We start from the raw sequence: 22,515 nt of genomic DNA, 5'->3' as shown, positions 1-22,515 counted from the left end.
CGCGCAGCGCGCGAACGCCCTCTCAGGCCGAGGTGCGGGTGCGGCGGTGCGGGTCGGTGCTGGTGGTGCCGGTGACGCGGTAGGCGTCGAGGACCGCAGGGATCTTCATCACTGCGCTGATCACCGACTGCAGGTGCGAGGGGTCGGCCATCTCGAAGCTGAACTTGGACAGGGCCACCCGGTCACGGCTGGTCTGCACCGACGCCGACAGGATGTTGACGTGCTGGTCGGAGAGGACGCGCGTGATGTCCGAGAGCAGCCGCGGCCGGTCCAGCGCCTCGACCTGCAGGTTGACCATGAAGAGGCTGTTGGCGCTGGGGGCCCAGGCCACGGGGATGATCCGCTCGGGGTGGGCCTGGAGCTGCTTGGCGTTGGTGCAGTCGGTCCGGTGGACCGAGACCCCACGCCCGTGGGTGACGAAGCCCAGGATCTCGTCCCCGGGCACCGGCGTGCAGCACTTGGCCAGCTTGACCCACACGTCGTCGGCACCGACGACCGTGACCCCGGGGTCGGTGGCCTGCACCCGTCCGCGGGTCGGCCTGGTCCCCTCGGCGAGGTCCTCGGTGACCGCCTCGTCACCACCGGCGTTGGAGATCAGCTGCTGGACCGCGTGCTGCGGTGAGACGTGGCCCTCGCCGACCGCGGCGAAGAGCCCGTCGATGTCCTTGTAGCCCAGCGCCTGGGCGACCTGGCTGAGGCTCTCGTGGGACATCAGCCGCTGGAGCGGGGCGTTCTGCTTGCGCAGGACCTTGGCGATCTGGTCCTTGCCGGACTCGACCATCTCCTCGCGCCGCTCGCGGGTGAACCACTGGCGGATCTTGTTGCGCGCCCGCCCGCTCTTGACGAAGTTGAGCCAGTCCCGGCTGGGCCCGGCCTCCTCGGCCTTGCTGGTGATGATCTCGACGACGTCGCCGTTGTGCAGCTCGGAGTCCAGCGGGATCAGCCGCCCGTTGACCCGCCCTCCCACGCACTTGTGCCCGACCTCGGTGTGCACGGCGTAGGCGAAGTCGACCGGCGTCGACCCGCTGGGCAGCGCCATGACGTCACCACCCGGGGTGAAGACGTAGACCTCTCCCCCACCCATCTCGAAGCGCAGCGAGTCCAGGAAGTCGCTGGGGTCGGAGGTCTCCTGCTGCCAGTCCACCAGCTGGCGCAGCCACTGCATACCCTCCAGGGCCCCGGGTGCGCCGTCGGCACCGGGCACGGCGCGGGTGCCGTCGAGCGAGCGCTCCTTGTACTTCCAGTGCGCGGCGACGCCGTACTCTGCCCGGCGGTGCATCTGGTGGGTGCGGATCTGGATCTCGACCGGCTTGCCCTCGGGGCCGATGACCGTCGTGTGCAGCGACTGGTACATGTTGAACTTGGGCATCGCGATGTAGTCCTTGAACCGCCCCGCCACCGGGTTCCACCGGTTGTGCAGGGCGCCCAGCACCGCGTAGCAGTCCTGGATGGAGTCGACGAGCACGCGCACGCCCACCAGGTCGTAGATCTTGTCGAAGTCGTGCCCCCGCACGATCATCTTCTGGTAGACCGAGTAGTAGTGCTTGGGCCGGCCGGTGATCGTGGCGCGGATCTTGCTGGCCCGCAGCTCCTCGTTGATCTCGGTGCGGATCTGGGCCAGCAGCTCCTCCCGCGCCGGCGCGCGCTGGGCGACCATCCGCACGATCTCGTCGTAGACCTTGGGGTAGAGCTGGGCGAAGGACAGGTCCTCCAGCTCCCACTTGATCGTGTTCATCCCCAGCCGGTGCGCCAGCGGGGCGTAGATCTCCAGCGTCTCGGAGGCCTTGCGCGCGGCGGACTCGGCCGAGACGTAGCGCCAGGTCCGGGCGTTGTGCAGGCGGTCGGCGAGCTTGATCACCAGCACCCGGATGTCCTTGGCCATCGCCACGACCATCTTGCGGACCGTCTCGGCCTGGGCGGCCTCGCCGTAGGTCATCTTGTCCAGCTTGGTCACGCCGTCGACCATCATGGCGATCTCGTCACCGAACTCGGTGCGCAGCTGGTCGAGGGAGTATGTGGTGTCCTCCACCGTGTCGTGGAGCAGCGCCGCCGCGATGGTGGAAGGCGTCATGCCCAGCTCGGCCAGGATCGTGGCCACCGCCAGGGGGTGGGTGATGTAGGCGTCGCCGCTCTTGCGCTGCTGCCCCTCGTGGGCCTTCTCCGCGACCGCGTAGGCGCGCTCGATGAGGGTCAGGTCGGCTTTGGGGTGGGTGGCCCGGACGGCACGGAGCAGGGGCTCCAGCGCGGGGGTCGAGGTGGTCGAACGACCACCCAGGCGGGTCCACCTCGGACGCAGGCCGCCGCCTACCCGAGGGGTGGGCGGCGGAGTGCTAGCCGGGTCGACCATGGATAGATGATAGGGCTCTCGACGCCGGAGACCGACCGGTGGGCGGCCCGGGTGGGTCTGCGGGCTGGATGCGCAGGGTGGATCCGCGGGCGGACCCGACCTAGATGATGACCAGCGAGTGGACGTCGTAGCCCTGCAGCTTGTCCCGCCCGCCGAGCTCGCCGATCTCCAGGACGAGCTCGATGGCCGCGACGCTGGCGCCGCACTGCTCGACGAGCTGGCAGGTGGCGGCGAGGGTGCCGCCGGTGGCCAGGACGTCGTCGACGACCAGGACCCGCTCGCCGTTGGACACGGCGTCCTGGTGGATCTCCAGGGTGGCGGTGCCGTACTCGAGCGCGTAGGACAGGCTGTGCACGGCCGAGGGCAGCTTGCCCTCCTTGCGGACCGGGACGAAGCCGACGCCCAGCTCGTGGGCGATCATCGCGCCGAGGATGAAGCCGCGGGCCTCGATCCCGGCCACGACGTCGACCCGGCCGCGCTGGCGCTGCACGGTGTCGGCCACGATGCGGTCCCGGAGCGCGGCGTCCAGGAGCAGCGGGGTGAAGTCCTTGAAGACCACCCCGTTGATCGGGAAGTCCGGGATGTCCCGCATCCCGGCCACGACGTCGTCGCGGAGCGTGGGGTCGGTGGTCGTCATCGGTGCACCTCGTCGGGGTGGGTCAGCCGCGGCGCTTGCGCTTGGGCTGGTTGCGGGGACCGCGCTGGGCGTAGGGGTGGAGCGGACGTCCGGCCGGCACCGCACCCGTGGACGGTGCGGAGGGGGCGGCCGCGCTCGTGGGAGGGGCGGCAGCGCCGACGACGGCGGACTTCTCGGCCTCGGCTTGGAGCGCCTCGAGGTCGGCCTGGGCGGCCGCCTGACGCTCGGCCTTGAGCTCCCCGCGGGCGCGACGCTTGGTCACGATGGCGTCGTGCTTCTTGATCTCCTCCTCGCCCTGGCGCAGGTGCACCAGGAGCGGGGTGGCGATGAAGATCGAGGAGAAGGTGCCGACGGCGATGCCGATCAGCAGCGCCCAGGCCAGGTCGACCAGGGTGCCGGGGCCGATCAGGGTCAGGCCGACGATGAGGATGACCGCGACCGGCAGCAGCGCCACGACCGAGGTGTTGATGGATCGGACGAAGGTCTGGTTGACCGCCAGGTTGGCCGCCTCGGCGTAGGTCATCCGGTGGGTGTCCATCGCCTCCTCGGTGTTCTCACGCACCTTGTCGAAGACGACGATGGTGTCGTAGATCGAGTAGCCCAGGATCGTCAGGAAGCCGATGACCGAGGCCGGCGAGACCTCGATGCCCAGCAGGGCGTAGACACCCAGCGTGAAGACGACGTCGTGGACGAGAGCGACGAGGGCGGCCAGCGCCATCTTCCAGGTGCGGAAGTAGAGCGTCAGCACGACCGTGACCAGGGCGAGGAAGACGCCCAGGGCGATGGCCGCCCGCTTGGTCACGCTCTCGCCCCAGGATGGACCGACCAGCGAGCTGGTCACCGACTCGACGGGGACCCCGAACTCCTCGGCGAGGTCGGCGCGCACGTCCTCGGCCTGCGTCGCGGCCATCTCGCCGGTCTGGATCCGGACCGTGTCGTCACCGATGCGGGTGACGGTCGTGGTGTGGCCGTCGACGTTGGCGTCGATGACCTCCCCGGCCCGCGGCTCGTAGTCCTCCATCTGGGAGACGCCCGAGACGCGCAGCTCGGTGCCGCCCCGGAACTCGATGCCGAAGTTGAGACCGAAGCCGATCAGACCGATCAGGGAGACGGTCAGCAGGACCGCGCTGACCGCATACCAGAAGTTGCGTCGGGGAACGATCCGGAAAGACTTCTTGCCGGAGTAGAGATCGTTGCCGAACTGGCTGAAGCGCGACATCAGACCACACCGCCTTCCAGCTCTTCGCGGGTATGCCGTCTCCGCACCGGAGCGGGCGGGCGGAACTCTCCCCGGCCCAGGTAGGTCGAGCGCTTCGCGCCGAGGCGCTCCGGCTCCATGCCAGACCACTTCTTGCCCTCGCCGAAGTAGCGGGTGTTGGCCAGGATGCTCACGATCGGGTGGGTGAACATCATGACGATGACCAGGTCCAGGATCGTGGTCAGCCCGAGGGTGAAGGCGAAGGCCTTCACGCCCGCCTCGGACAGGTAGTAGAGGACGCCGGCCGCGATCAGGTTGACCACGTCGGAGATGATGATCGTCCGCTTGGCGCGGTCCCACCCGGTGTCGACCGCGTAGCGCAGCGGACGCCCGGCGCGGACCTCGTCACGGACGCGCTCGAAGTAGACTATGAAGCTGTCCGCCGTGATGCCGATGGCCACGATCAGACCGGTGACGCCGGCCATGGTGAGGCGGAAGTTGGTCGCCCAGCCCAGCAGGGTCACCGCGCCGTAGGTCAGGATCCCGGCGACGATGAGCGAACCGATCGCCACGAAGCCGAGCAGGTGATACTGCAGCAGCATGTAGATGAAGACCAGCAACAGACCGATGGCACCGGCGATCAGACCCCACCGGAGCTGCTCCCCGCCCAGCGTCGGGCTGATCTGCTCGGAGGTCTGGACCTCGAAACTCATGGGCAGCGCACCGAACTTGAGCTGGTTGGCCAGCGTCTCGGCGGTCTCGGCGGTGAAGTTGCCCGAGATGGTCGCCACCCCGTTGGTGATCGGGTTGTTGACCGTCGGGGCGGAGATGACCTCACCGTCCAGGACCATCGCGAAACGGTTCTGCGGAGCACCCTGGGGGTAGGTCATGAGGCGGCGGGTGACGTCGGAGAAGGTCTGGCCACCCTCGTCGTCGAAGGTGAGGACGACCTCCCAGGCGCCGGTGACGACGCCCTGCTGGAGCTGCTGCATGCCGGAGGTCGCGTCGGTGATGGCGCCACCACCCAGCTCGACGGGGCCGAGGATGTACTTCTCGTCACCCTCGCTGGAGCAGGCGATCAGCGGCTGGTCGGCCGGGGCGCTGGATCCCGCGTCGGCGATGGCGTCCGCGCCCTCGCCGGGGTTGCAGTCGGCGGCCATGAACTCGGTCTGCAGCTCGGGGGTGATCTGCGCCAGGTCGGAGGGGTCGGCCGCGCGAACCGGGGGCTCGACGGGCTCGGTGGTCTGGGACGCGTCGTCCGCGCCGGCCGGGGCGGTGCTGCCGGTCTCGTCGGAGGCTGCCGGAAGACGGGTGCCGCCGCGGTTCTCCTCGGTCTGCTCGGCGCCGTCGGCCGGCGCCTCCTCGTCCACGCTGGGCATGGGCGGGAGCTGGCTCTCCTCGACGAGCTGGTCGAGCTGCTCCGAGGGCAGCGGGAGCTCACGCGGCGGGGTCGGCTGCTCGCCGGGCGGATAGACCGGCATCGCCTGCAGGACCGGACGGAAGACCATCTGGGAGGAGCGGCTCAGCGCCTCCAGCTGGTCGGGGGTCGGGTTGCCGGGGATCGCGACCGAAACGTTGCTGCCCAGTCGGCTGACCTCGGCTTCCGCGGTGCCGGTGCCGTCGACGCGGCGGCGGATGATGTCGATGGCCTGGTCGAGCTGGGAGGGATTGATCGCCTGCCCGCCGTCGGTGAGCGGGGCGAGGACGACCTGCCGACCGCCGGCCAGGTCCAGACCCAGCTGCGGGGTGAGCTCGGCCCGCGGGTCGCCCCACTGGTGGGCGGCGCCGATGCCGCCGAAGAGCAGCAGGGTCAGGACCAGGAGGCTCAGGAGGGTGCGAATCGGGCCACGCATGCTCGCGCGCTTGACGCTCCGGGCACGGGGCTTGGCGCGTCGACCCTTGGACGTGGGCCGGCGCGTGGGGGCGGAGATCCCGGTGAGATCCTCGTCCTTGCGCTCGGGTGCGGGGCGGGACAGCATCAGACGGCAGCCTCCGGCGGCACCACCGAGCGGCGGTTGACCCGCAGCACGACACCGTCGGAGACCTGGAGGTGGACCGTCTCACCGTCGAGGTGGGCGATGGTGCCGTAGATCCCCGCAGCGAGCATCACGTCCTGCCCGACGGCCAGCTCGGCCTGCGCCTGCTGGACAGCCTTGGCGCGGCGGCGCTGCGTCATCATCAGCCACAGGAGGACGACGATCGGCAGCGCGAGGATGAGCATGCTGAAGAGGCTCCCTCCCCCGGCGGCGGGAGCGGCGGCAGCCATTGGCGTCATGGTGAGACCCTTTTCATTCGCACAGAAGGTGGTGCCGCGTCGGCGGGCACCGGACCGCCCGGGCAGAGCCGGGCACCCGGGGCAGTCTAGGTGAGTCCCCTGTGCCCACCAAAGCAACAGGCCGCAAGACGTGGGGCCGGGATCAGCCGAATCGACCCGAGGTGCCCTCCAGGGGAAGCTCTCCCTGGTCGTCGGTCGCGGGAACGCCCCGCCCGGCAGCAGACCCGCCCCACGTCCCGACGCCGTCCACGGGCGGGGTCAGACCGAGGTGCGACCACGCCGCAGGGCTGGCGGCGCGCCCGCGTGGTGTGCGGATCATGAAGCCCTCACGGACGAGATAGGGCTCGGCGACCGTCTCGACGGTGTCGGGCTCCTCCCCCACGGCCACGGCGAGAGTGGACAGCCCCACGGGTCCGCCGCCGAACCGGGTGCACAGCGCCTCCAGGACGGCCCGGTCCAGACGGTCGAGCCCGAGGACGTCGACGTCGAAGAGCTCCAGCGCTGCGCGCGCGGCCGCCTCGTCCACCTTGTCCTCGCCGTGGACCTGGGCCCAGTCACGGACCCGCCGCAGCAGGCGGTTGGCGATGCGGGGCGTGCCGCGGGAGCGGGAGGCGATCTGCACGATCCCGTCCTGGTCTGCCTCGATGCCGAGCAGGCTCGCGTTGCGCTCCAGGATGGTGACGAGGTCGGCCGTGTCGTAGAAGTCGAGGTGCCCGGTGAAGCCGAACCGGTCGCGCAGGGGCGCCGGCAGCAGCCCGGCCCTGGTGGTGGCCCCGACGACGGTGAACGGCGGGAGCTCCAGGGGGATCGCCGTCGCGCCCGGCCCCTTGCCCACGATCACGTCGACGCGGAAGTCCTCCATCGCCAGGTAGAGCATCTCCTCCGCGGGCCGGGACATGCGGTGGATCTCGTCGAGGAAGAGGACCTCGCCCTCGACCAGCGAGGACAGCACGGCGGCCAGGTCGCCAGCGTGCTGGATGGCCGGGCCACTCGTGATGCGGATCGGCTGCTCGAGCTCGCCGGCGATGATCATGGCCAGCGTGGTCTTGCCCAGACCGGGCGGCCCGGACAGCAGGACGTGGTCGGGCGGGGTGCCGCGGCGGCGTGCCGCCTCCAGGACCAGGCCCAGCTGGTCCCGCACCCGCCCCTGGCCCGGGAAGTCGGCCAGCCTGCGGGGCCGCAGCGCGGCCTCGATGCGACGCTCCTCGTCGTTGCCCCGGGGGTCGACCATGCGGCCGACGTCCGGGTCTTCGCCGGGGCCGAAGTCGACCTCGTGGCTGCCGTCGTCGTAGGGGGTGGCCCCCGTGCCGCCGCTCATCGGCCCAGCTCCCGGAGGGCCGCGCGCAGGATGGCCGAGACCTCGGTCGGGGCCTCCGGCGAGCCGGTCACCTTCTTCACTGCGTCGGCGGCCTGCTTGGCCGACCAGCCCAGCCCCTCCAGCGCGGCCCGGACCTGGGCACCCACGGCATCATCGGAAGCGCCGGCCGGCTGCACCGACAGCGAGGCCGGGTCTACGCCGACCGCCAGGATCTTGTCCTTGAGCTCGAGGACGAGCCGCTCGGCCGACTTCTTGCCGATGCCGGGGATCTTGGTGAGGGCGGCCAGGTCCGACTGGGCGATGGCCGCCCGGACGGCGTCGGGCGGGTAGACCGAGAGCATCGCCAGAGCCAGCCGCGGGCCGACGCCGGAGACGGTCTGGACCTGCTCGAAGAGAGCCTTGGCGTCAGCTGTCGTGAAGCCGTAGAGCGTCAGCGACTCCTCGCGGACCACCAGGGTGGTCTCCAGGGTGGCCTCGCCGCCGGTGCGGCACTCGCTGGCCGTCGCCGGGGTGGTGTGAACCAGCAGGCCCACTCCCCCGACCTCGATGACGACGTTGTCGAGCCCGACGTGGCGGACGGGGCCGCGCACGGATGCGATCACGGGGCGATCCTCCTGGAGGTGACGGATGAACGGGTGCCGGCGGCCGCCCGGGCAGTGGCCGAGCGGGAGGCGGTGCGGTGCTGGGCGTGCAGCTGCGCGAGCCGGTTGGGACCGGCGGACTGGGCCTCGCGGGCGGCCTGCTCGAGACGGTTGGCCCCGCCGGTGCCCGGCTCCCCGAGCCGGTCCTCGACCCCGCCGCGCCACAGGTGGCAGATGGCCAGGGCCAGGGCGTCGGCCGCGTCCGCGGGGCGAGGGGCCTCGTCGAGGGTCAGGATGCGCGTGACCATGTGGGTCACCTGGGCCTTGTCGGCCCGACCGTTGCCGGTGACCGCGGCCTTGATCTCCGAGGGCGTGTGCATCCCGAGCCGCAGGCCCAGCCGGGCCGCAGCCAGCATGGGGATGGCGGAGGCCTGGGCGGTGCCCATGATCCCCTTGATGTTGGCCTTGGCGAAGACCCGCTCCACGGCGATCGCGTCCGGCTGCCAGTCGGCGATCCACTGGTCGATCTCGGTCTGCACCGAGAGCAGACGCTCCTGCGGCTCGTCCGTGATCGGCGTGCGCACCACCCCGACCGCGACCATCCGCAACCGGCGCCCCGGAGAGCCTTCCACCACGCCCAGGCCGCAACGGGTCAGACCCGGGTCGACGCCAAGGACGCGCATGGGCTCTCCTGCCGGTGGTGGCCCGGGCCCGCCGCGCGAGCCTCAGGGAGTGGACAGATGTTCGCACTCCACGCTACGCGGCCACCCCGCCCCCGTCCGGCTCCGACACGCCCGCGGGTCGCGCCCGACCCGACACGGGTCCGGTCAGTCGTCGCCGTCGAGCTCGGCGAGGACCTGATCGGAGATGTCGGCGTTGGAGTAGACGTTCTGGACGTCGTCGCAGTCCTCGAGGGCGTCGACGACGCGCATCACCTTGCGGGCGCCCTCGGCGTCCAGGGGCACCTCCATGCTCGGCACGAAGGTGACCTCGGCCGAGTCGTAGTCGACACCGGCCTCCTGCAGCGCGGTGCGGACCGCGACCACGTCGGTGGCCTCGGAGATGATCTCGAAAGCGTCACCCAGGTCGGTGACCTCCTCGGCGCCGGCCTCCAGGACGGTCTCGAGCAGGTCGTCCTCGTTGGTGTCGCCGCCCGCCTGTGCCTTGGGCACCACGACCTGGCCCTTGCGGTCGAAGAGATAGGCCACCGAGCCGCTGTCGGCCATCGACCCGCCGTTGCGGGACAGCGCGGTGCGCACCTCCATGACGGCGCGGTTCTTGTTGTCGGTCAGGCACTCGATGTAGAGCGCGACGCCGCCGGGGGCGTAGCCCTCGTAGACCAGCGACTCGTAGTTGGCCCCACCGGCCTCGGCGCCGGAGCCACGCTTGACCGCACGGTCGATGTTGTCGTTGGGGACCGAGGTCTTCTTGGCCTTCTGGATCGCGTCGTAGAGCGTCGGGTTGCCGGCCGGGTCGCCGCCGCCCATCCGGGCCGCGACCTCGATGTTCTTGATCAGCTTGGCGAACAGCTTGCCCCGCTTGGCGTCCAGCGCGGCCTTCTTGTGCTTCGTCGTCGCCCACTTGGAGTGCCCGGCCATCGCTGAACTTCCTTTGCTGCTCGAGAGATAGGTACATAACGCGCGAAAGGCGCGCGGTCGGCTCCCGATGTTACCCCGTCACCATCGCGACGAAGAGTCGATGCACCCGGTCGTCGCCGGTCACCTCCGGGTGGAAGGCGGTGGCCAGCAGGGCTCCCTGACGCACCGCCACCGGAGTCCCCACGCCGCCTGAGGTGCCCCCTGTCCGATCCCCGGGCACCGTGGCCAGCACCTCCACGTCGCGACCGACGGACTCGACCCTGGGCGCCCTGATGAAGACGCCGGGGTAGGCTCGCCCGCCGTCCTCGAGCCCACGCATCTCCAGGTCGGCCTCGAAGGAGTCCACCTGACGGCCGAAGGCGTTGCGCCGCACCGTCATGTCGATCCCGCCGAAGGTCTGCTGCTCGGGATGCCCGTCGAGGATCCGGTCGGCCAGCTGGATCATGCCGGCGCAGGATCCGTAGACCGGCAGCCCGCCCGCGATCGCCGCACGGATCGGTCCGTGCAGCCCGAAGAGCCGACTGAGCCTGTCGATCGTGGTCGACTCGCCACCCGGGACCACCAGGCCGTCCAGGCCGGGCAGCTCCGTGGGACGCCGGACCGGGACCGCCCGGGCACCGGCCCGCTCGAGGCAGGCCGCGTGCTCCCGGACGTCTCCCTGGAGGGCGAGGACCCCGATCGTGGGACGGCTCGTCACCAGCCGCGCTCGGCGAGCCGGTGCGGCACCGGGATGTCGTCGACGTTGATCCCGACCATCGCCTCGCCGAGGCCGCGGGAGACCTGGGCGATGGTGTCGGGGTCGTCGAAGAAGGTCGTCGCCTTGACGATCGCCGCGGCCCGCTCGGCCGGGTTGCCGGACTTGAAAATGCCCGAGCCGACGAAGACGCCCTCGGCCCCCAGCTGCATCATCATCGCCGCGTCGGCGGGCGTCGCGATGCCGCCGGCGGTGAAGAGCACGACGGGGAGCTTGCCGGTCTCGGCGACCTCCTTGACCAGCTCGTAGGGCGCCTGCAGCTCCTTGGCCGCCACGTAGAGCTCGTCGGTCTCCATCGAGCGCAGCCGGTTGATCTCGGCGCGCAGCGTGCGCATGTGCGTGGTCGCGTTGGAGACGTCACCGGTGCCCGCCTCACCCTTGGAGCGGATCATCGCCGCGCCCTCGGTGATGCGCCGCAGCGCCTCGCCCAGGTTGGTCGCCCCGCAGACGAAGGGCACCTCGAAGGCCCACTTGTCGATGTGGTTGGCGTAATCGGCCGGCGTCAGCACCTCGGACTCGTCGATGTAGTCCACGCCGAGGCTCTGCAGCACCTGCGCCTCGACGAAGTGACCGATCCGGGCCTTGGCCATGACCGGGATGGAGACGGCCTCGATGATCCCGTCGATCATGTCGGGGTCGCTCATCCGCGAGACGCCACCCTGGGCCCGGATGTCGGCGGGCACGCGCTCCAGCGCCATCACGGCGACGGCTCCCGCGTCCTCGGCGATCTTGGCCTGCTCGGGGGTGACGACGTCCATGATGACGCCGCCCTTGAGCATCTCGGCCATCCCCCGCTTCACGCGGGTTGTGCCGGTGGTGGGCTTGTTCTGCTCGGTCACGTCGGTCTCTCTTGGGCTGGAAGGGATCTGCTCGGTATGCGGCGAGCGCTCGGCTCGCGAGGGTCACGCTCTCACACGTGTGCCCGCCGTCGACATCGGGGCGGCACGCCTGGCAGGCACGGCGGGTTGGACGGGGGGTGGGTTCAGGCCGGCCAGGCGTCCACCAGGCGGCGACGCACGTCCTCCAGCAGCTGGGGGAGGGCCTTGGTCTGGGCGACGATCGGCAGGAAGTTCATGTCGCCTCCCCACCGGGGCACGACGTGCTGGTGCAGGTGGGCGGCGACCCCGGCACCGGCGACGGCGCCCTGGTTCATGCCCAGGTTGAAGCCGGCTGGCCCGCTGGCCGCCTCCAGCGCGCGCAGCGCGGCCCTGGTCAGCGCGGTGAACTCGGCCAGCTCGTCCTCCTCCAGGTCCAGGTAGAGCGGGACGTGCCGGTAGGGACAGATGAGCAGGTGGCCCGGGTTGTAGGGGAAGAGGTTGAGCACGACGAAGCAGTGCTTCCCCCGGTGGACGATGAGACCGTCCTCGTCGGTCTTTCCCGGCGCCGCGCAGAACGGGCAGCCCTCCCCCGCCTCCGCACTAGGGCGCTCGCCGCTGACGTAGGCCATCCGGTGCGGGGTCCAGAGCCGCTGGAAGCCGTCCGGCACCCCGGCCAGCTCGCCCGCGTCCTGCACCGGCCCCGATCCGTCGCTCATGGCCGGAATCCTACGCAGCCCTCCACGGTTGGCACCCACATGGAGCCGATCCACCAGCCGATCACGCACGCCGACCGAGCCGCATACCTGCCCGAGAAGTCCAGCTGGGTGGCCAACCAGCTGGCCGCCATCGACCAGGCCCAGGACACCTCCGTCGTCGACGTGCAGGGCTCGCCGGTCGTCGTGGTGACGATGCGCGGCGCCCGCTCCGGCATGCTGCGCCGGGTGCCGGTGATGCGCGTGGAGCACGAGGGCACCTACGCGGCCGTGGCCAGCAAGGGCGGCGCGCCCGAGCATCCCGCGTGGTTCCACAACCTGCGGGCCGGTGGCGAGGTGCTCGTCCAGGACGGCGGCGAGCACCACCAGCGCTCGGTCCGGCTCCTCGAGGCCGGCCCCGAGCGGGACGCGTGGTGGGAGCGCGCGGTCGCCGCCTTCCCCTCCTACGCCGACTACCAGCGCAGGACGGACCGGCTCATCCCGGTCTTCCTGCTCGAGCCGCCAGCCTGATGTCGGTGTGACCGCCTAGGGTGGCGGTCATGTATCCGACGCTGGGGGGACTTCCCTTCGGGCTCCACGAGATCTTCGTGGGCCTGGGGGTGGTCGTGGCGTGCCTCGTCCTCTGGGCGCAGCACCGCCACCACGGGATCCGCGACGAGCGTTTCCTCTACGTCGTGACCGGCGCCGTCGTCGGGGGCGCGATCTTCATGCGCCTGGGCACCTGGCTCCAGCATGTCGACCTGCGGGCGAACGCCTCGCTGGCCGAGCAGTGGCTCTACGGCAACCGCAGCATCCTGGGCGGGCTGGTGGGGGCCTGGCTGGGGGTCCACCTGGCCAAGCGGCTCAGCGGCTACCGTCCCCGCACGGGGCATCTCTTCGCCCCGGCCGTGGCCGCCGGGATGGCGGTGGGCCGGATCGGCTGCGCGCTCACCGAGCTGCCCGGCACCCCCAACAGCCTCGGCTTCGGGCCCGTGCTGGACGTCGAGACCGCGCAGCGTCTCGGCGGCGTGGCCGGCGTCCCGCTGCACCCCTCGCTGGTCTACGAGAGCCTCTTCCACGCGGTCGCGTTCGTGCTGCTGTGGCGCTACCGCGACCGGCTCGCCCGCCCCGCGGAGTCCTTCGTCCTCTACATCGCGGGGTATGCGGTGTTCCGTCTCCTGGTCGAGTTCGTCCGGGGCAACGAGGTCGTCTGGTCCCTGGGCGGGGTGGGCCTGACGCGGCCCCAGCTCTTCCTGCTCGTGGTCGTGCCGTTCGTGCTGGCCCGCGTGGCGTGGCTGTGGCGACGGGGGCACCTGGCCGCAGCACCGCATACCCCCTCTTCTCCCGCACCCCAGGAGGTGACGCCGTGAGCACCGCGTCGAGGCGGCCGGAGGTGGGGCCGGGCATGCCGCTGCGCGACTTCCGGGTCCACCGCTATGTCAACGCCTTCTGCCCGCAGTGCCACCACGAGAATCCGGACCGTGACCTGGCCGACGTGCGACGGCTGTCGGGCTGGCTGGCCGAGCGCGCCGGCAAGGTCTACCTGGAGCGGGGCTGCCCCGAGCACGGCTTCCAGCGCACCCTCTACGACGAGTCCGCCGAGATCCTGCGCTATCTGGAGCAGTGGACCGCGCCGACCAAGGAGCACGTGGCCGACCTGCAGGGCAACTACCGCCCGGTGCCGCAGGCCTATCTGGACGGGCTGCCGCAGATGCAGACCCAGCACACCTGCATCCTGCTGGAGGACATCACCGACCACTGCAACCTGAAATGCCCGACCTGCTTCGCCTCCTCCTCCCCCGCGCTGGCGCAGGTCGCCCCGGTCGAGGAGGTGCTGGCCTCGGTCGACGCCAAGCTGGCGCGGGAGCGGGGGCGGCTGGACGTGCTCATGCTCTCCGGCGGGGAGCCGACGCTGCACCCGCACTTCGAGGAGCTGCTCGAGGCGCTCGTCGAGCGGCCGATCGTGCGGATCCTGGTCAACTCCAACGGCCTGCGGATCGCCCAGGACGACGAGCTGGTCGCGCTGCTGAAGAAGCACCGGCAACGCGTGGAGGTCTACCTCCAGTTCGACGGGCTGACCAAGGCCGCCTCCGTCCACCACCGGGGCGGTGACCTGCGCAGGCAGAAGGAGCAGGCACTGGGGCGGCTGTCCGCCGCGGGCATCTTCACCACGCTCACCATGACCGCCGCGCTGGGCGTCAACGATCACGAGATCGGCGACGTGGTGCGGCTGGCTCTGCGCACCCCCTACGTCGGCGGCGTCACCGTGCAGCCCGTCTTCACCTCCGGCCGCTCCGCCGGGCTGGACCCGATGGAGCGGCTGACCCACACCGGCGTGCTGGCCCGGCTCGGCACGCAGACCGACGACGAGGTGACGTGGCGCGACCTGACCGCGCTGCCGTGCTCGCACCCGCACTGCTGCTCGGTCGGCTATCTGCTCCGCGACGACTCCGGCGCCTGGAAGTCGCTGGTCAGCCTGATCGGGGCCGACCGGCTCAAGGAGTTCCTCGACCTGGAGCCCGACGCGCTGGCCAACCGGATCGCCGACCAGGAGCTGCCCGCGACGCTGCGCAAGGCGGTCAAGGGATCCTTGCTGGATCTGCTCTCGGAGCAGTCCTCCCTGTCCCATCCCTCCATCGGTGGGCTGTGGAAGGACATCTGCACCGGCTGCGACATCGGCATCGGGACGCTGACCACGCTGGCGACCTCGACGCTGCCCGGCGGCCACGAGCGGATGCGCCGGATGCTGGCCGAGCGGGTGGTGCGGGTGACCGTCAAGCCCTTCATGGACATCCACACGATGATCGAGGAGCGGTTGACCCAGTGCTGCGTGCACGTGGCCGCCGTCAATCCCGGTGAGGAGGGCGGCGCCCTGGGCGAGGCGGGCGCCCACCAGTGCGTGCCCTTCTGCGCGATCCAGGCCTGGAATCCGCTGGCCCGCACCCGCATCTCCACCGTGACCGGCGCCCGCACGACGGGTGCACCGGTGTCGCTGCCCGGGCCGGTCCCCCTCACCCTCGAGCCCGTGGAGACGCGATGACCGCCGCGGCAGACCCTGGCATGAACGTCCCCGGCTCGCCACCGACCGAGGCACCGGCGACCTTCGACCCGCTGCGGCTGTGCATCTTCGCGACCGTGGCCCTGCTGGGCTGGGTGCTGGGGCCGTTCGCGCTGCTGTGGTTCGCGGGGCTGGGTTTCCTGGGCTACTGGCGGGCCCGTCGGGGCGGGTTGCTGCGCAGCAAGTGCCTTCTGCGGGACACTCGACTGGTCCTGCTCTACCTGGGCCTGCTGTTCGTCGCGGCCGGGGTCGGCATCGGCTACCTGGTGAAGGGATGGTTGGGATGAGCGATCAACCGCTGTTCGAGGAAGAGCCCCGGCGCCCGGACGAGCCGGCCTTCCAGCCCGACCCGCCCTCGATCTGGGCGGTCGTCCTGGGAGTCCTTGCCGGTTTCGTCGCCGCCTTCGCCTTCCCCCTGATGATGATGCCCCTGCTGGACAACCTGAGCCTGGCGGGTGGGCAGGTCGGGTTCCTGGCGGTGACGTTCGGGCTGCCCCTGCTGGGCCTGATCGTCCTGCTGGTCCCCAGCTGGCGCCGGGCCGGTGCCGGCTTCGTCATGGGCATGGCCATCGGCTCGATCGTCTTCGCCGGGGTCTGCGCCGCCTTCATCACCAGCTTCAACGCCTAGGAGCCCCATGGGAACGCATGAGGACCAGGGCGGCACCCCGCCGGAGCGCCCAGAGCCGCAGGGGGCACAGGAGTCGCCAGCGTCGCGGGCGCCGCAGGACCGACGCAGATCGCCCGACGGCCCGTGGTCGGAGCCGGGCAAGGAGCGGCTCTTCGAGCCGGCGCAGCCCGATCAACGCCCCCGTGACGTGGGCCCCGGGGACCGCTCGTTCCTGGCCGTGTCCGGCGGGGTGGTGCTCGGCTTCCTCATCGCCTTCGCCTTCCCGATGGTCCTGGCCGACACCGGGCTGCCTATCCCGCTGCTCATCCTGGCCCCGCCGGCCCTCGGCCTGATCGCCCTGCTGGTCCCGGCGTGGCGACGGGCCGGTGCCGGCTTCGTCATGGGCCTGGCGATCGGCAGCATGGTCTTCGCCGGGGTCTGTGCCGCCTTCGTGTCCTACCTGTCCATCTCCTTTGGCGCGTGAAGCCATGACGAATCCTCCGTCCCCGGATGAGGCCGACGACCCCTGGCGCCCACCTCCCGACGACCACCCAGGGCCCGACGACCAGCCGGACGGCATGCATCGGCTCGGTGGGCAGCCCTATCCCTATGGCGGTGCCGGGGGCACTCCGGAGGACACGGTCCCGGGCCCGGCTCCTCTTCCGCCGGGCTACTCCCCCATGCCGCCGCCCGAGCGCCCCTCCGGCCCACCCTTCTGGCTGGGCGTCATCGCCGGGGTCATCTCGCCCCTGGTCTTCGGGGTGCTGCTCAACCTCTTCGGCGACGTCTCCGCGCTGGTGCCTCTCCTGTTCCTGGGGGTGACCATCGCCGGGCTGGTCCACCCGAGGACGCGCAGGTTCACCCTCGGTGCCCTGACCGGCCTGGCGCTGCTCCTCATCATCGCCGCCGGCGCCTGCGCGGCCTTCATCGCGATGCTCGTCTCCGGCGCCAGCTGACTGCTCGTTGCCTGGCCCCGTCGACGGACTCCCGGAGACGCCCGTGGATGCACCCGCCATCCATGAACACCGAGGCGCAGAGGGCGGTGGTGCGCGTGGGGCCCGGTCTCAGGGGCGTGTGGGGCGTGTGCGCAGAGGTGCGCGTGGCCCAGCCTCAGGGGCGCGTGGGCAGACTCACCCGGCGGTGACCGATCACGTCCGCCCGGGCGGCGTCGAGCACCGGGCCGGGCAGGGCCACCTCAGGCGAGACGTCCACGCACGGGAAGCCCTCACGGCCGCCCCAGGTGACGACCGCCCGCACCAGGGCCAGGGTCACCACCTCGGACCCGATGAGCTCCTCCTCCAACGACTCGGCGCAGACCACCTCGGGCACAGCCCGCCCGACGTGGGGCAGCACGGGCAGGCACACGATGGCCAGCCCCACGTGTTGGTCCTCGAACTCAGCCACCCACGAAGGGAAGTCGTCCGCCCGCTGGTGCCACTGCATACCGAGAGATTGGACGTGGTCGGGGGCGGAGACCCCGCGGCGGCGCAGCACCTGGAGGTGCAGCGCCGCCAGCAGGAAAGTCTCGTCCTGGACGAGCCGGCGCACCCGCACGCGGGAGGCGGCAGCGCCCAGGGACTCAGTCATCGCGGCCGGCCCCGGTCTCAGACCTGGACGCGGTCGCGAATAGCGGTGACGATCTCCTCGATCGCCTCCGCGACCGGCACGCCGTTCTTCTGCGAGCCGTCGCGATAGCGGAAGGACACCGCCCCGGCGTCCCGGTCCTCGCCGCCGGCGATGAGGATGAACGGCGCCTTCGACTTGGACGCGTTGCGGATCTTCTTCGGGAAGCGGTCATCGGACAGGTCGAGCTCGACCCGCACGCCGGCCGCGGTCAGCTGGGCGGCCACGTCCTTGAGATAGTCGTCGAAGTCCTCGGCGACGGGGACGCCCAGCACCTGCACCGGCGCGAGCCACGGCGGGAACTGCCCGGCGTAGTGCTCGACCAGGACGCCGATGAAGCGCTCGATCGACCCGAACTTGGCCGAGTGGATCATCACCGGCTGCTGGCGGGTGCCGTCGGCGGCGGAGAACTCCAGCTCGAAGCGCTCGGGCTGGTTGAAGTCGTACTGGATCGTCGACATCTGCCAGGTGCGGCCGATCGCATCGCGCGCCTGGACCGAGATCTTCGGGCCGTAGTAGGCCGCGCCGCCCGGGTCGGGCACGAGCTCCAGGCCGGACTCGATCGCGACCTCCTCCAGCACCGCGGTCGCCTCGGACCACTGCTCGTCGCTGCCGATGAACTTGTCCTTCTTGTCACCGGTCTCGTCGCGCGTCGACAGCTCAAGGTAGTAGTCGTTGAGGCCGAAGTCGCGCAGCAGCGAGAGCACGAAGTCGAGCAGGTGCTTGATCTCGCCCGGCGCCTGCTCCTTGGTGACATAGGAGTGGCTGTCGTCCTGGGTGATCATCCGCACGCGGGTCAGGCCCTGCAGGACGCCGGACTTCTCGTTGCGGTAGACCGTGCCGAACTCGAAGTAGCGCAGCGGCAGCTCGCGGTAGGAACGCTGCTGGGAGCGGTAGATGAGGTTGTGCATCGGGCAGTTCATCGCCTTGATGCGGTAGGCCTGACCGTCGTCGTCCAGCTCGGGCATCATGCCGTCGGCGTAGTAGGGCAGGTGCCCGGAGGTGTGGAAGAGCCCCTCCTTGGACAGGTGCGGGGTCGTCACGTAGGAGAAGCCGGCCTCGATGTGCCGCTTCCACACGTAGTCCTCCATGGTCCGCCGCAGGATGGCGCCCTTGGGGTGGAAGACGGGCAGGCCGGGGCCGACCTCCTCCGGGAAGGAGTAGAGGTCCATCTCCGCGCCCACCTTGCGGTGGTCGCGGCGCTCGGCCTCCGCGAGGCGGTCGAGGTATGCGGTGAGCTCGGCCTTGGTCGGCCACGCGGTGCCGTAGATGCGCTGCAGCTGGGGGTTCTTCTCGCTGCCACGCCAGTAGGCGGCGGCGCTGCGCATCAGCTTGAAGCCGTTGGCGATGAGCTTGGTGGTGGGCACGTGGGGGCCGCGGCACAGGTCGCCCCAGACGACCTCGCCCTTGCGGTCGAGGTTGTCGTAGATGGTCAGCTGCGCGCCGCCGACCTCGACGGAGGCCCCTTCTGCGGCGTCCTCGGCGGAGCCGCCCTTGAGACCGATGAGCTCGAGCTTGTAGGGCTCGTTCGCGAGCTCCTCGCGGGCCTCGTCGTCGCTGACCTCGCGCCGGGCGAAGGTCTGCCCGGTGTTGATGATCTTCTGCATCGCCTTCTCGAGGGCCTTGAGGTCCTCGGGGGTGAAGGGCTGCTCGACGTCGAAGTCGTAGTAGAAGCCGTCCCGGATGGGCGGGCCGATGCCCAGCTTGGCGTCGGGGAAGGCGTCCTGGACGGCCTGGGCCAGCACGTGGGCGCAGGAATGACGCAGCACGTCGAGACCGTCCTGCTCGGTGACCAGCACCGGCTCGACCTCGTCGCCCTCGCTCAGGACGTGCGCCAGGTCGACCAGCTCCCCACCCACGCGGGCGACGACGACCTGCTTGTCGTCGGCGAAGAGGTCGGCCGCGGTAGTGCCCTGCTCCACCGTTCGCTCGCTCCCTGCGACGTTCACGGTGATCTGGCTGGACACGGATGGTCTCCTCGAGTGCGGTGGGTGGCCCGGCGGGTGCCGGTGCCTGACAACACTACCGCCACGGGCACGGCAGACCTGCATGGTTAGGGTGCCGTGCATGACCGAGCGCAGGTATGCGGCAGAGGCCTTCCACTTCACCGTCGCCGTCTTCGTCGTCCAGCAGGGCCACGTGCTGCTGCACCTGCACGCCAGGACCGGGCTGTGGCTGCCACCCGGTGGTCACATCGAGCCCGGCGAGCTGCCTGACGAGGCGGCGCTGCGCGAGGTGATGGAGGAGGCGGGCATCGCGGTCCGCCTGGTCGGCCGCACCGGGATCGACCACCACGCGGACGACGCGCCCCGCCAGCTCGCGCGGCCCGAGGGGATCCAGCTGGAGGACATCTCCCCCGAGCACCAGCACATCGATCTCATCTACTTCGCCGTGCCCGAGGACGCCGGGCCCGACGGGTCGCTGCCTGCGCTCGGTGGGGAGGGCGGTATGCGGTGGGTCGACGAGGGGGGTCTTGCGGAGCTGCCGCTCACCGACGAGGTGGCTGCGTGGGTGGGTCGTGCGCTGGCGGAGATCCCCGGGAGGGTGGCCGCCGGCTCAGAGCTGTGAGACCTCGGCGATCACCACGAGGTTGGCCGTGCGATGGCCGTCGGCCCGGTAGCCGAGGTCGTCGTCACAAGTGACGAGGGCAACCAGGCGTCGCTCGTCCTCCTGCCCCCACACCAGGTCGGAGCGGCGCAGCTCCTCCTTGTCGACCAGGTCCGTCGAGAGGACGGTCAGCTCGAGCTCGTCCCCGTCCTGCTGCGTGAGACTGAACTCGTCCCCCGGCTCCACGCCCTCGAGGTCGGCGAAGACGTCGGGCTCGCCGTAGTACTCGACGTGGCCGGCGATGATGGCGATGCCCACGTCCCCTGGCACGGCCCGGTCTCCCCCGTCGAACCACATGAGCTCACCGCGGTCCGGGTCGATCGCCCCGGACTCGGAGAGTCCACCGGGCACGAGCTGATGGTCCAGGCCGATGTCGTCGATCGTCAGTCTGGCCGGTGAGTTGGGGCCGGTCGCCTCGATGGCTGCACGTGTGGTGAGCGCGTCGGAGGCGGCGGCCCAGACGGCCTGACCGGCACGCACCAGCACCGTGCTCAGTCCGAGCACGACGAGGAGCAGGCCGGTCAGGACCACGATCCTGCGACGACGCAGCGCCTGACGGCGCGTCAGGCGCTGCGTGGTCATCAGGAGTTGGTGTAGAGACGGCGACCGTAGGCGACTGCGCCCACGCCGAGCAGCAGCGAGGCGCCACCCAGCAGGAGCATGCCGTCCATCGGGCGCTGGGCCGGACCGTCGGTGTCGATCGGCGGGTTGGGCTTGCCGGGGTCACCGGGGTCACCGGGGTCACCGGGGTCGCCCGGGTCACCGGGGTCGCCCGGGTCACCGGGGTCCTCGTCGTCGGGCATGGTGCCGGTGCAGACGATGACCCAGTTGATCTTGTCCCCGTCAACCTCTGAGGGTGCCTGGTAGGGCTTGTCGGTCACGGGGTCCAGCCACAGGTGCTTGGCGTCCACCTTGTTGCCGTGCAGGCGCAGGGCCACCGGGTTGGGGTACTGCTCCGGATCGATCGTGAGGTCAAGTCCAGTGGAGTGGTGTTCGACGGTGATCCCTCGATGGGGTTGATCAGGGCGTCAGTGCGGGAACGGTAGCAGTGATCTCCTCGGGGTCGGTGGTGGTGGGGATCAGGGCGTGTCGGCACCGAGTGAGGGCGTCCAGTCCGATGTAGCGTCGTTGCTCGGTCCAGGCGTCGTGCTGCTCGGCCAGGACGGCTCCGACGAGGCGGGTGAGGGCCTCGCGGTGGGGGAAGATGCCGACGACGTCGGTGCGCCTGCGGATCTCGCGGTTGAGCCGTTCCTGGGGGTTGTTGGACCAGATCTGGCGCCAGACCTCCTTGGGGAAGGTGGTGAAGGCCAGGATGTCGGCCCGGGCGCTCTCGAGGTGTTCGGCGACAGCGGGCAGCTTGTCGGTGAGCGTGTCGATGACGCGGTCGAACTGGGCGTGCACGGCCTCGGCGTCGGGTTGGTCGTACACCGAGTGCAGCAGCGTCTTGACCCACGGCCATGAGGACTTGGGGGTCGCGGACATGAGGTTGGCGGCGTAGTGGGTGCGGCACCGCTGCCACGCGGTCCCGGGCAGGGTGGCACCGATGGCCTCCACGAGGCCGGCGTGGGCGTCGGAGGTGACCAGCCCGACCGGCCCGGCACTGGTGAGGCCGCGGGCGACCAGGTCGCGGAAGAACGCCAGCCAGGAGGCGGTGGTCTCGCCGGTGGCGACCTGTAGGCCCAGGATTTCCCGGTAGCCCTCGGTGTTGACGCCGGTCGCGACCAGGGCGGACACCTTGACCACGCGCCCGCCCTCGCGGACCTTGAGCACCAGGGCGTCGACGGCCACGAAGGTGTAGGGCCCTTCGTCCAGGGGGCGGGTGCGGAAGGACTCCACCTGCTCGTCCAGCTCGGTCGCCATCACCGAGACCTGGGACTTGGACAGGCCGGTGATGCCCAGCGCCGTCACCAGCTTGTCCATGCGCCGGGTGGAGACCCCGAGCAGGTAGCAGGTCGCCACCACCGTGGTCAGCGCGGCCTCGGCCCGCTTACGCCGCTCCAGCAGCCACTCGGGGAAGAACGTCCCCTCGCGCAGCTTGGGGATCGCCACGTCCAGGGTGCCGACGCGAGTGTCCAGGTCCCGGTGCCGGTACCCGTTGCGCCGGTTCGTGCGCTCGGCCGTGCGGGTGCCGTAGTCCGCGCCGCACACGGCATCGGCCTGCGCGGACAGCAGGCTGTTGATAAAGGTTTGCAGCAGGTGACGCATCAGGTCCGGGCTCGCCTGCGCGAGCTCCTCGTGCAGGAACTGCTCAGGGTCGATAATGGGGGAAGCGGTCATCGGTGGTGCTCCTCTTCGAGAGTGCTGTGGAAGGTTCACTCGAAGGATCACACCGGTGGCCGCGCCTACCTGTGCAGGACACGCTCACCGGGTGCCGTCGTACACCACTCTGGTGGACTCCACTG

The 22,515-nt window shown here is 70.8% G+C and carries 25 protein-coding genes; 8 read left to right on the top strand and 17 right to left on the bottom strand.

Going from position 1 to position 22,515, the window contains the following annotated elements:
• Positions 1-22 precede the first annotated feature (22 nt).
• The 12 genes from ACTMMA_RS12665 to ACTMMA_RS12610 all read right to left on the bottom strand — a co-directional run bounded on the left by ACTMMA_RS12665 (position 23) and on the right by ACTMMA_RS12610 (position 12,242).
• Complete coding sequence (locus ACTMMA_RS12665; protein WP_441190498.1) at positions 23-2,347, bottom strand: RelA/SpoT family protein; 2,325 nt, start codon at positions 2,345-2,347, stop codon at positions 23-25.
• 100 nt (positions 2,348-2,447) lie between these two features.
• The gene (locus tag ACTMMA_RS12660) at positions 2,448-2,984 is read right to left on the bottom strand and encodes an adenine phosphoribosyltransferase (RefSeq protein ID WP_441190497.1); all 537 of its coding nucleotides are present in this window, start codon (positions 2,982-2,984) and stop codon (positions 2,448-2,450) included.
• A gap of 22 nt (positions 2,985-3,006) precedes the next feature.
• Positions 3,007-4,203, bottom strand: a complete 1,197-nt coding sequence (gene secF / locus ACTMMA_RS12655) for a protein translocase subunit SecF (RefSeq protein ID WP_441190496.1) — start codon at positions 4,201-4,203, stop codon at positions 3,007-3,009.
• On the bottom strand, positions 4,203-6,161 hold the full coding sequence (gene secD, locus ACTMMA_RS12650; RefSeq protein WP_441190495.1) for a protein translocase subunit SecD: 1,959 nt from the start codon (positions 6,159-6,161) through the stop codon (positions 4,203-4,205). Before secD ends, secF begins: the two co-directional genes overlap by 1 nt.
• Positions 6,161-6,457, bottom strand: coding sequence for a preprotein translocase subunit YajC (yajC, locus tag ACTMMA_RS12645; protein WP_441190494.1), 297 nt, complete (start codon positions 6,455-6,457; stop codon positions 6,161-6,163). Before yajC ends, secD begins: the two co-directional genes overlap by 1 nt.
• A 142-nt stretch (positions 6,458-6,599) precedes the next feature.
• Entirely contained in the window at positions 6,600-7,775 is a 1,176-nt protein-coding gene (gene ruvB, locus ACTMMA_RS12640; RefSeq protein ID WP_441190493.1) for a Holliday junction branch migration DNA helicase RuvB, read from the bottom strand.
• Complete coding sequence (gene ruvA / locus ACTMMA_RS12635; RefSeq protein ID WP_441190492.1) at positions 7,772-8,377, bottom strand: Holliday junction branch migration protein RuvA; 606 nt, start codon at positions 8,375-8,377, stop codon at positions 7,772-7,774. The genes ruvB and ruvA overlap by 4 nt, the downstream gene beginning before the upstream one ends.
• The gene (gene ruvC, locus ACTMMA_RS12630; protein ID WP_441190491.1) at positions 8,374-9,039 is read right to left on the bottom strand and encodes a crossover junction endodeoxyribonuclease RuvC; all 666 of its coding nucleotides are present in this window, start codon (positions 9,037-9,039) and stop codon (positions 8,374-8,376) included. Before ruvC ends, ruvA begins: the two co-directional genes overlap by 4 nt.
• Before the next feature lie 144 nt (positions 9,040-9,183).
• Positions 9,184-9,954, bottom strand: a complete 771-nt coding sequence (locus ACTMMA_RS12625) for a YebC/PmpR family DNA-binding transcriptional regulator (protein ID WP_441190490.1) — start codon at positions 9,952-9,954, stop codon at positions 9,184-9,186.
• Between the two features lie 70 nt (positions 9,955-10,024).
• Positions 10,025-10,651, bottom strand: a complete 627-nt coding sequence (gene pdxT / locus ACTMMA_RS12620; protein ID WP_441190489.1) for a pyridoxal 5'-phosphate synthase glutaminase subunit PdxT — start codon at positions 10,649-10,651, stop codon at positions 10,025-10,027.
• Complete coding sequence (gene pdxS / locus ACTMMA_RS12615) at positions 10,648-11,547, bottom strand: pyridoxal 5'-phosphate synthase lyase subunit PdxS (protein ID WP_441190488.1); 900 nt, start codon at positions 11,545-11,547, stop codon at positions 10,648-10,650. The genes pdxT and pdxS overlap by 4 nt, the downstream gene beginning before the upstream one ends.
• A 143-nt stretch (positions 11,548-11,690) precedes the next feature.
• Positions 11,691-12,242 (bottom strand): HIT family protein, encoded by a 552-nt coding sequence (locus ACTMMA_RS12610; protein WP_441190487.1) that lies wholly within the window; start codon positions 12,240-12,242, stop codon positions 11,691-11,693.
• Positions 12,243-12,281: 39 nt separating this feature from the next.
• Here ACTMMA_RS12610 and ACTMMA_RS12605 point away from each other — a divergent pair, with 39 nt between their 5' ends.
• The 7 genes from ACTMMA_RS12605 to ACTMMA_RS12575 are packed head-to-tail and all read left to right on the top strand — an operon-like array spanning position 12,282 to position 16,839.
• Complete coding sequence (locus ACTMMA_RS12605; protein WP_441190486.1) at positions 12,282-12,749, top strand: nitroreductase family deazaflavin-dependent oxidoreductase; 468 nt, start codon at positions 12,282-12,284, stop codon at positions 12,747-12,749.
• A gap of 29 nt (positions 12,750-12,778) precedes the next feature.
• Positions 12,779-13,588 carry a prolipoprotein diacylglyceryl transferase gene (locus ACTMMA_RS12600; protein ID WP_441190485.1) on the top strand — a complete coding sequence of 270 codons (810 nt, stop codon included), beginning with the start codon at positions 12,779-12,781 and terminating at the stop codon, positions 13,586-13,588.
• Positions 13,585-15,258 (top strand): radical SAM protein, encoded by a 1,674-nt coding sequence (locus ACTMMA_RS12595; protein WP_441190484.1) that lies wholly within the window; start codon positions 13,585-13,587, stop codon positions 15,256-15,258. Before ACTMMA_RS12600 ends, ACTMMA_RS12595 begins: the two co-directional genes overlap by 4 nt.
• A complete protein-coding gene (locus ACTMMA_RS12590) occupies positions 15,255-15,563 on the top strand; it encodes a hypothetical protein (RefSeq protein ID WP_441190483.1) in 309 nt (102 codons plus the stop codon). The genes ACTMMA_RS12595 and ACTMMA_RS12590 overlap by 4 nt, the downstream gene beginning before the upstream one ends.
• Positions 15,560-15,904 (top strand): hypothetical protein, encoded by a 345-nt coding sequence (locus ACTMMA_RS12585; RefSeq protein ID WP_441190482.1) that lies wholly within the window; start codon positions 15,560-15,562, stop codon positions 15,902-15,904. The genes ACTMMA_RS12590 and ACTMMA_RS12585 overlap by 4 nt, the downstream gene beginning before the upstream one ends.
• Positions 15,905-15,911: 7 nt before the next feature.
• Positions 15,912-16,367, top strand: a complete 456-nt coding sequence (locus tag ACTMMA_RS12580) for a hypothetical protein (protein ID WP_441190481.1) — start codon at positions 15,912-15,914, stop codon at positions 16,365-16,367.
• A 4-nt stretch (positions 16,368-16,371) separates the two neighbouring features.
• On the top strand, positions 16,372-16,839 hold the full coding sequence (locus ACTMMA_RS12575) for a hypothetical protein (protein WP_441190480.1): 468 nt from the start codon (positions 16,372-16,374) through the stop codon (positions 16,837-16,839).
• Between the two features lie 154 nt (positions 16,840-16,993).
• Here ACTMMA_RS12575 and ACTMMA_RS12570 read toward each other — a convergent pair whose 3' ends face one another.
• Entirely contained in the window at positions 16,994-17,470 is a 477-nt protein-coding gene (locus ACTMMA_RS12570; RefSeq protein ID WP_441190479.1) for a hypothetical protein, read from the bottom strand.
• A 17-nt stretch (positions 17,471-17,487) separates the two neighbouring features.
• Positions 17,488-19,473: a threonine--tRNA ligase gene (gene thrS / locus ACTMMA_RS12565; protein ID WP_441190478.1), complete on the bottom strand. Its 1,986-nt coding sequence runs from the start codon at positions 19,471-19,473 to the stop codon at positions 17,488-17,490.
• A gap of 100 nt (positions 19,474-19,573) precedes the next feature.
• On the opposite strand from thrS, the gene ACTMMA_RS12560 reads away from it, so the two are divergent.
• Positions 19,574-20,074, top strand: coding sequence for an NUDIX hydrolase (locus tag ACTMMA_RS12560; protein WP_441190477.1), 501 nt, complete (start codon positions 19,574-19,576; stop codon positions 20,072-20,074).
• On the opposite strand, the gene ACTMMA_RS12555 is transcribed toward ACTMMA_RS12560, so the two are convergent.
• The 3 genes from ACTMMA_RS12555 to ACTMMA_RS12545 all read right to left on the bottom strand — a co-directional run bounded on the left by ACTMMA_RS12555 (position 20,063) and on the right by ACTMMA_RS12545 (position 22,390).
• Positions 20,063-20,695: a class F sortase gene (locus tag ACTMMA_RS12555; RefSeq protein WP_441190476.1), complete on the bottom strand. Its 633-nt coding sequence runs from the start codon at positions 20,693-20,695 to the stop codon at positions 20,063-20,065. The two genes, ACTMMA_RS12560 and ACTMMA_RS12555, sit on opposite strands and share 12 nt — an antisense overlap.
• Positions 20,695-21,051 (bottom strand): hypothetical protein, encoded by a 357-nt coding sequence (locus ACTMMA_RS12550; protein WP_441190475.1) that lies wholly within the window; start codon positions 21,049-21,051, stop codon positions 20,695-20,697. The genes ACTMMA_RS12555 and ACTMMA_RS12550 overlap by 1 nt, the downstream gene beginning before the upstream one ends.
• Before the next feature lie 82 nt (positions 21,052-21,133).
• Positions 21,134-22,390 carry an IS256 family transposase gene (locus ACTMMA_RS12545; RefSeq protein WP_441190474.1) on the bottom strand — a complete coding sequence of 419 codons (1,257 nt, stop codon included), beginning with the start codon at positions 22,388-22,390 and terminating at the stop codon, positions 21,134-21,136.
• Positions 22,391-22,515: the final 125 nt, after the last annotated feature.

It is taken from the genome of Ornithinimicrobium panacihumi (assembly GCF_052073805.1).
Classification (GTDB): Bacteria; Actinomycetota; Actinomycetes; order Actinomycetales; family Dermatophilaceae; genus Ornithinicoccus; species Ornithinicoccus panacihumi.
This window is presented reverse-complemented; position numbering and strand designations above follow the sequence as displayed.

Coding starts and splice junctions, on each gene's coding strand:
- secF (WP_441190496.1), bottom strand. CDS start 4,203: ATGTCGCGCTTCAGCCAGTTCGGCAACGATCTCTACTCCGGCAAGAAG.
- ACTMMA_RS12590 (WP_441190483.1), top strand. CDS start 15,255: ATGACCGCCGCGGCAGACCCTGGCATGAACGTCCCCGGCTCGCCACCG.
- ACTMMA_RS12625 (WP_441190490.1), bottom strand. CDS start 9,954: ATGGCCGGGCACTCCAAGTGGGCGACGACGAAGCACAAGAAGGCCGCG.
- yajC (WP_441190494.1), bottom strand. CDS start 6,457: ATGACGCCAATGGCTGCCGCCGCTCCCGCCGCCGGGGGAGGGAGCCTC.
- ACTMMA_RS12575 (WP_441190480.1), top strand. CDS start 16,372: ATGACGAATCCTCCGTCCCCGGATGAGGCCGACGACCCCTGGCGCCCA.
- ACTMMA_RS12585 (WP_441190482.1), top strand. CDS start 15,560: ATGAGCGATCAACCGCTGTTCGAGGAAGAGCCCCGGCGCCCGGACGAG.
- ACTMMA_RS12545 (WP_441190474.1), bottom strand. CDS start 22,390: ATGACCGCTTCCCCCATTATCGACCCTGAGCAGTTCCTGCACGAGGAG.
- ACTMMA_RS12610 (WP_441190487.1), bottom strand. CDS start 12,242: ATGAGCGACGGATCGGGGCCGGTGCAGGACGCGGGCGAGCTGGCCGGG.
- ACTMMA_RS12560 (WP_441190477.1), top strand. CDS start 19,574: ATGACCGAGCGCAGGTATGCGGCAGAGGCCTTCCACTTCACCGTCGCC.
- secD (WP_441190495.1), bottom strand. CDS start 6,161: ATGCTGTCCCGCCCCGCACCCGAGCGCAAGGACGAGGATCTCACCGGG.
- ACTMMA_RS12555 (WP_441190476.1), bottom strand. CDS start 20,695: ATGACCACGCAGCGCCTGACGCGCCGTCAGGCGCTGCGTCGTCGCAGG.
- ACTMMA_RS12665 (WP_441190498.1), bottom strand. CDS start 2,347: ATGGTCGACCCGGCTAGCACTCCGCCGCCCACCCCTCGGGTAGGCGGC.
- ACTMMA_RS12570 (WP_441190479.1), bottom strand. CDS start 17,470: ATGACTGAGTCCCTGGGCGCTGCCGCCTCCCGCGTGCGGGTGCGCCGG.
- ACTMMA_RS12580 (WP_441190481.1), top strand. CDS start 15,912: ATGGGAACGCATGAGGACCAGGGCGGCACCCCGCCGGAGCGCCCAGAG.
- ACTMMA_RS12660 (WP_441190497.1), bottom strand. CDS start 2,984: ATGACGACCACCGACCCCACGCTCCGCGACGACGTCGTGGCCGGGATG.
- ruvB (WP_441190493.1), bottom strand. CDS start 7,775: ATGAGCGGCGGCACGGGGGCCACCCCCTACGACGACGGCAGCCACGAG.
- ruvC (WP_441190491.1), bottom strand. CDS start 9,039: ATGCGCGTCCTTGGCGTCGACCCGGGTCTGACCCGTTGCGGCCTGGGC.
- ACTMMA_RS12605 (WP_441190486.1), top strand. CDS start 12,282: ATGGAGCCGATCCACCAGCCGATCACGCACGCCGACCGAGCCGCATAC.
- ACTMMA_RS12600 (WP_441190485.1), top strand. CDS start 12,779: ATGTATCCGACGCTGGGGGGACTTCCCTTCGGGCTCCACGAGATCTTC.